Origin of the sequence: Pseudomonas syringae (genome assembly GCF_021606685.1) — a bacterium.
Lineage (GTDB): Bacteria > Pseudomonadota > Gammaproteobacteria > Pseudomonadales > Pseudomonadaceae > Aquipseudomonas > Aquipseudomonas syringae_R.
In genome coordinates this window covers 140,558-147,200 of the sequence record NZ_WKCB01000005.1, presented here as the reverse complement: position 1 = coordinate 147,200, position 6,643 = coordinate 140,558, and the positions used below count along the sequence as shown (strand labels likewise).

The 6,643-nt window shown below is 62.0% G+C and carries 4 protein-coding genes; 1 reads left to right on the top strand and 3 read right to left on the bottom strand.

The genetic code is table 11. The features are described 5' to 3' along the window. Positions 1-269: 269 nt before the first annotated feature. On the top strand, positions 270-1,910 hold the full coding sequence (locus tag GIW02_RS03900) for a HAMP domain-containing methyl-accepting chemotaxis protein (protein WP_236411221.1): 1,641 nt from the start codon (positions 270-272) through the stop codon (positions 1,908-1,910). A gap of 65 nt (positions 1,911-1,975) precedes the next feature. Here GIW02_RS03900 and GIW02_RS03895 read toward each other — a convergent pair whose 3' ends face one another. From GIW02_RS03895 to GIW02_RS03885, 3 genes are all read right to left on the bottom strand, one after another. Continuing rightward, positions 1,976-2,749, bottom strand: a complete 774-nt coding sequence (locus GIW02_RS03895) for an OmpA family protein (protein ID WP_236411220.1) — start codon at positions 2,747-2,749, stop codon at positions 1,976-1,978. Between the two features lie 231 nt (positions 2,750-2,980). Continuing rightward, the gene (locus GIW02_RS03890) at positions 2,981-3,625 is read right to left on the bottom strand and encodes an MBL fold metallo-hydrolase (RefSeq protein WP_236411219.1); all 645 of its coding nucleotides are present in this window, start codon (positions 3,623-3,625) and stop codon (positions 2,981-2,983) included. Between the two features lie 104 nt (positions 3,626-3,729). After that, positions 3,730-6,459 carry a LuxR C-terminal-related transcriptional regulator gene (locus GIW02_RS03885; protein WP_236411217.1) on the bottom strand — a complete coding sequence of 910 codons (2,730 nt, stop codon included), beginning with the start codon at positions 6,457-6,459 and terminating at the stop codon, positions 3,730-3,732. Positions 6,460-6,643 lie beyond the last annotated feature (184 nt).

Genomic DNA, 6,643 nt, shown 5'->3' with positions numbered 1-6,643 from the left:
TTATCTAACTGATAAATAAGGATTTTTTACATAAAAAGCGTTCTCTCGCCATAATTGCCTTTCGAGAGCGGCGCAGTGAATTCAAACGCATAAAACTCTCAAAAACCCTCTAAAACGCCCAATTTAGAGCGGTCAGAGCCTCAGTAATATTCAGTAACCCTTCAGTCCTGGACGAAGCTGTCGATAGTAGTACGACAACTGCCGCCACCCACCCGGTGCTGGCCCTCACTTCGTTGATGAATCAATCAGCATCTTTCCAGGACGAACCGATGAGCTGGCTTAACGACGCAAAACTCTCGACCAAACTGATCACCTCCTTTTCACTCTGCGCCCTGATCACCCTGGGCGTCGGCGTGCTGGGAAGCCGGGGGGTGTCTGCGCTGTCGGAAAGCCTGAGGCTGGTATTCACCAACAACCTGGTCTCCGTCTCGAACACCGCACAGACCAAGACCAAAGCCGTTGGCCAGAGCCGCGACCTCTATCGGCTCTACACGGCCTACGCCAGCGACGCGCCGCAGAACGTCAAAGACGAGTTCATTGCGTCCATGAACGCCAACCGCCTGGCCAGCGAGCAAGCCTTTGCCCTGTACCGCCAGACACCGCTGGCCGACGACGAGCGCGTAGCCGGCGACAAGATGGACCGTGACTGGCCCGCGTATCAGGCAATGCTCCAGCAATACGTGGCCCTGCTGCAGGCCCATGACCTGGAAAAAGCCCGTGCGCTGTTATTCGGTGATCTGCAGAAAAGCTACCGCACGGTGATGGATGAGCTGACGATCATGGTCGACTCCAATGACCGTCAGGTTGCAGAAGGCGCCAAGGAGGCCACAGCCCAGGAGGCGTCCGCGAAGAACACGCTGTACTCGGGCATCGTCCTGGCGTTTATTGCAGCCATTCTTTTAGGGCTGTTTATCAGCCGCTTGATCAGCCGCCCGATTGCCACCGCCGTGACCAGCGCACGGCGCATTGCCGATGGCGACTTGACCCAGGCCATCATCAGCAGCGGTCGCGACGAAACCGGCCAACTGCTGAGTGCGCTGAGCGATATGCAGTCGAGCTTGAAACAAACCATCCAGCAGATTGCCAGCGCGTCGGACCAACTTGCTTCTGCGGCGGAAGAGCTCACGGCGGTCACCGATAACGGCAGTCGCGGCCTGGTTCGCCAGAACGACGAGATTCAACAGGCCGCAACGGCAGTCACCGAAATGACGTCTGCGGTAGAAGAAGTGGCGCGCAATGCGGTGTCCACCTCCGAGGCTTCGCACGCCACCAGCGAGCAAGCCACCAATGGCCGCGACCAGGCGCGCAAGGCGGTCACGGCCATCAACCATGCCACCCGCGAAATCGACTCATCGACCACCATGGTCAGGGACCTCGCCGGCCAGGTCCGCGATATCGGCAAAGTCCTCGATGTGATCCGCGGTATCGCCGAGCAGACCAACCTGCTGGCACTCAACGCCGCCATCGAAGCCGCCAGGGCCGGTGAGCAAGGCCGCGGCTTTGCCGTAGTGGCCGACGAAGTGCGCGCCCTCGCCGCCCGCACCCAGGCGTCGACCGGGGAGATCGAAGGCATGATCAACGCCGTGCAAACCAGCGCCGACCAGGCCGTAGGCGCCATGGGCAAAAGCCAGGCACTGGTCAACGACACCCAGGCACTCGCCCAGGCCACCGGCGACGCGCTGGAACAGATCGCCGACGGCATTTCCCAGATCAACGAGCGCAACCTGGTGATCGCAACCGCCTCTGAAGAACAGGCCCACGTGGCGCGCGAGGTCGACCGCAACCTGGTCAATATCCAGGACCTGTCGACCCAGACAGCTGCCGGCGCACATCAAACCAATGCATCGACCCAGGAGCTGTCGAACCTGGCGATCTCGTTCAACACCCTTGTCAGTCGCTTCCGCCTGTAAAACACCAGGCGATAAAAAAGGGCGCCGTGCATTGCCTGCACGGCGCCCTTTTTTTCAGCGAGCGATTACTGGTATTGCGAGTACGGGTTGCCCTGGAACTGATTGTTCTGCTGTGGCGCCTGCTGCTGGGCACTTGGCTGGCCGTACTGCTGGCCTGGAATCGGGCCGAGGTTCACTTCTACGCGGCGGTTCTGGGCACGACCATTGACGTCGGCGTTGCTGGCAATCGGGTTATCCGGGCCGGCACCGCGTGCGCTCAGGTTGGCCGCACTGACACCCTGGGAGGTCAGGTAGTTGGCCACGCTCTGTGCCCGACGCTGGGACAGGTCCATGTTCAACTGGCGGCTGCCGGTGCTGTCGGTGTAGCCGACGATCTGGATAGTGTTCTGGCTGAACTGCTTGAGGGAGTTGGCCAGGTTGTTCAGCGGCGTGTAGAAGCTGCTGGAGATCGCATCGGAGTTGGTCGCGAAGGTGATGTTGCCCGGCATGATCAGCTTGATCTGATCGCCCTGGCGCTGAACCTCAACCCCGGTATTGGCCATGCTCTCGCGCAGTTTCTTTTCCTGCTGGTCGGCGTAGTAGCCATAACCCGCAGCACCAGCACCGGCAACCACCGCACCGATCAACGCACCCTTGCCACGGTTGTTGTGGTCGATGGCGGCGCCCGCCAGCGCACCGGCCAGGGCGCCCAGGCCACCGTACTTGGCGGTCTTGCTCATACCGCCGGACTCATTACTCGCCTGTCCCTGGCTGCTGCCGCCATATGGATTAGGTGAAGCACAGCCGGATAACAGGGCTACGACCGTAGCAACAACAAGCAGACGACGCGAAGTGAACATGAAGGGAGCTCCTACTTTTGCATTCTGTGGTGCAAAGGACATTGGCAATGGGCCTGTGCCGAGTTTGGAACGCGACAAACGGTAAAAATTCCGTGGCCGCGCCAGCGAGCGCTAACAAAACATCGGCCACCAGCGCCGCTATAGAAACCGTAGCAGACAGATCCTGAATGCAGGCTGTGTTTTTGCTACAACACTTCTCGACAAAACCTTGATGAATCCCTGCTTGCCGCTTCAGGCGCGCACAAACGGGTTCTCACGCATCTCATCGCCCAGCCGGGTATCCGGGCCGTGACCGGTCACAACGGTCGCGCCTTCGTCCAGCGTGTACAGGCGCTGCTTGATCGAACGCACGATGGTCGCCTGGTCGCCACCCCACAAGTCCGTACGCCCTACGCCGCGCCGAAACAACGTGTCCCCGGCAATCAGCAACTTGGCATCGGCAAACCAGAAACTCATCGAGCCCGGCGTGTGCCCTGGCGTGTGCAAGGCCACGCCACAACCGCAGGCCAACGCCTCGTCATCTTGCAGCCAGCGATCCGGCGACGGCACCGGCGTATACGGCACACCAAACATCTGGCATTGCATCTCCAGGTTGTCCCAGAGGAACTGGTCTTCCTTGTGCAGGTGCAAGGTGGCGCCGGTCTTCTCTTTCAACTGGCCCGAGGCCAGGAAGTGATCGAGATGGGCATGGGTGTGGATGATGCTCACCACCTTCAGGCCCAACGCCTCGAGCCGCGCGAGGATCAGCTCGTGGTTGCCGCCGGGGTCGACCACGATGGCCTTTTTCGTAATCGGGTCGCCGATGATGGTGCAGTTGCACTGCAAAGGGCCGACGGGGAAGGTTTCGCGGATGAGCGTCGGCGTGGCGGTGGTCATGGGGGTGCCTCGGGTGCAGATCAGAAAGTTGCGCTATTAAAACAGATTGGGGCTGCTTCGCAGCCCAACGCGAGCAAGCTCGCTCGCCACATTAAGCGTCAGCGCTAGCCGATCAACTTCAATTCCTGCGCGCGCGCCACCGCCTGGGTACGCCGCTCCACGCCGAGTTTGCTGTTGATATGGCTCGCGTGGGTCTTGACCGTGTGCAGGGAGATAAACAGCCGGTTGCTGATTTCCTGGTTCGAGCAGCCTTGGGCGATCAACTGCAGCACTGCCAGCTCCCGCGCGCTCAGGGTTTCGTGGCTGGGTGATGTGGCCACCACCGTGACGGCTGGTAAGAACCCCAGGAGGCTCTGGTTCAGCAGCCCATGGGGATCTTTGCCGAGTTGCTCGCGCATCCAGTCCGGGTGCTTATCCAGTAGCCGCTCAAAAGGTTGCAGCGCGCCACCTGCGCCCGCCTCCAGTGCCTGGGCCAACACCGGCCGCGCCTTGGCCTCATGGCCGCTTTCCAACAACAACTGCGCCTGTTGGGTCAGGGCCATCAGGGCAATCATCTGGCGCCCACTGTTGTGGGCCTGTTGTGCCAACTCGGTCAGGCGTTGCTGCGCGGCGTCGGGTTGATGCCGAATGGCATCCAACGCCGCCTGTTGCAGGCCGATATGCTGCGCCAGGTGCGGGTGAAACTCCGGCGCGGCCGCGGCGTGTTCGCCGTTGTAGGTCTGCCCCAGGCGGGTCAGCCAGGCGTCGGCCAGGTCGGTGCGGCCCTGGGCCAACCACAGCTCGCACTTGATCAGTGTGATCATCGCCAGGTAGTAGATCGGCGGCACATCCCAGATGTGCATCAGGCGCTCAGCTTCGGCAAGTTCGGCGAAGGCTTTGGGAAAGTCGCCGCGCCGCCCTTCGAAGCTGGCGATCACGCAATGCCCGATCAGCACACTGATGTCACGGCACGCGCGGGCTTCGGCAAGGCCATCGCGCAGGCGGGCAAGGCCGGCCTCCGGCTGGAAACGCACCAGCAGCAAGTAACCTTCATAGAGCGACAGCCGCGCGCGCACGGCGTACAGCCGCTGGGGCGCCAAACCATGCAGGCGTTGCAGGCCCTGGCGCACTTCATCCAGGGAACGCAGGATTTCGCCGCGCGCCTGCAATACCCGCGCGCGGTCGTAATGGGCCAGGGCCTCGAACAGCGGGTTGCCGACGCGCTGGGCCAGCTCCAGGGACTCACGATTCAAGCCACGGGCGCGCCACAGGTCGGCATCGACAATGGCCAGGTTGGACAAGGTCGACAGGCACATCAAGCGTTGGCCGTAGCGCCGTTGCGGCAGGCTTTCCAGGGCTTCGCTGCAGTAGCGCTGGGTCAGCTCGCGGTCACCGCGCCCGCGCGCGATGATCCCGCTCAGCGCCAGCCATTGGGCAAGCATCGACTTTTGCGCGGTGGCGGACGGTGCCGGCAGAAAGCGGCTGAGGTAACCGGACAATTCTTCCGCCGCATCCAACTGGCAGGCCAGGCCCAATGCCCAGCTGTAAAGCACGATCAAGCGCGGAGTGCTGATCAGCAGGCTGTCGGGCAAATCCATTTTCCAGCGCAGCAGCATGCCCACATTCTGCTCCGCCAGCAGTTGCTCTTCGGATAGGTTCTGCACCAGGTTGGCGGCCACGTCCAGATGGCCGGCGCGCAACGCCTGCTCCACCGCTTCATCGATCAAGCCCTGGGCATTGAACCAGCGACAAGCACGCAGGTGCAGGCTGGCCGCCGGTAACACATTGCTACTGGCGCGCCGGGTACGCAGCAGGTCGGAGAACAAATGGTGATACCGGAACCAATGGCCCTGCTCATCCAACGGCACCAGGAACACCTGATGCGATTGCAGGTAGCGCAGGATGTCGGCGCTGTCGTGGGCTTCGCGCACGGCATCGCACAGCGCGCTGCAGAAACGCTCCTGGGGGGCGGTGTCGAACAGGAATGCCTGCACTTCAGCCGGCAGGCAGTCGATCACCTCTTCGAGCAGGTAATCGCAGATCAGCCCTTCGCCGCCGTGCAGGTTTTGCGGCAGGGCACCCTCGCTGCCGGCTTCGGAAGCGGCCAGTAACCAAAAGCGCAGGCCAGCCACCCAGCCTTCGCTGCGGCGGATCAGGTTGTCGAGGGCCTCGCCACGCAAGGAGCTGCTGTGGCGGTCCAGCACGGCGAGGGATTCAGCATGGGTCAGGCGCAGGTCCTGCTCATGCAGCTCGAGCAAATGCCGCGACAGACGCAGCCGCGCCAAGTGCCAGTCCGGGCGCTGGCGACTGGTCACCAGCACCACCAGGCCATCGGGCAAATGGTTGAGGAAAAATTGCAGGCAGCGGTCCAGCACCGGCCCCTGGGCCAGGTGGTAATCATCCAGCACCAGCAACAGCGGCGCGCGGGTCGACAGCTGCGCGGTCAGCTCATCGAGCAGGCCGTCGAGCCATTCTTCAAAGGCAAAGGGTTGGTGACGCTGGCGCATTTTCAGCAGGCCGAGGGATTGGCCGCCAAGGTGCGGGAAGTAGTGCTGCAAACCTTCGAGCAGACGCTCAAGAAAACGCCCCGGGTCGCTGTCCCGTGGGCTCAGCCCCAGCCACAAGCTTTGCCAGTGCGCGGGCAGGCTCTGGCAGAACTCCACCGCCAACGAACTCTTGCCGAACCCCGCTGGCGCGCTGACCAGTAACAGTCGCCCTTCCAGCCCGGCCGCCAGCCGCTCGCACAGGCGCGGTCGCAGCACATAGCCGTCAGGCAGCGGTGGCCGGTAAAAGCGAGCTTCCAGGGTCGGGATTACCGCACTGGCAGGCCCTTGGATTCGGGACAGATCAGTCATCGCCGGGCTCTTGTAGAAGGCTGTTGTCGGCATTGCAGATGTCCGCAGACTAGCGGTAAAAGCGGCAGGTTTGTAGATCTTTGCAACATTTGTCTGAAAAAGAACTGCGACAAAAAATGTGGGAGGTGGCTTGCTCCCGATAGCGGTGGATCAGCCAATGCACTTATTGACTGTCACACCGCCA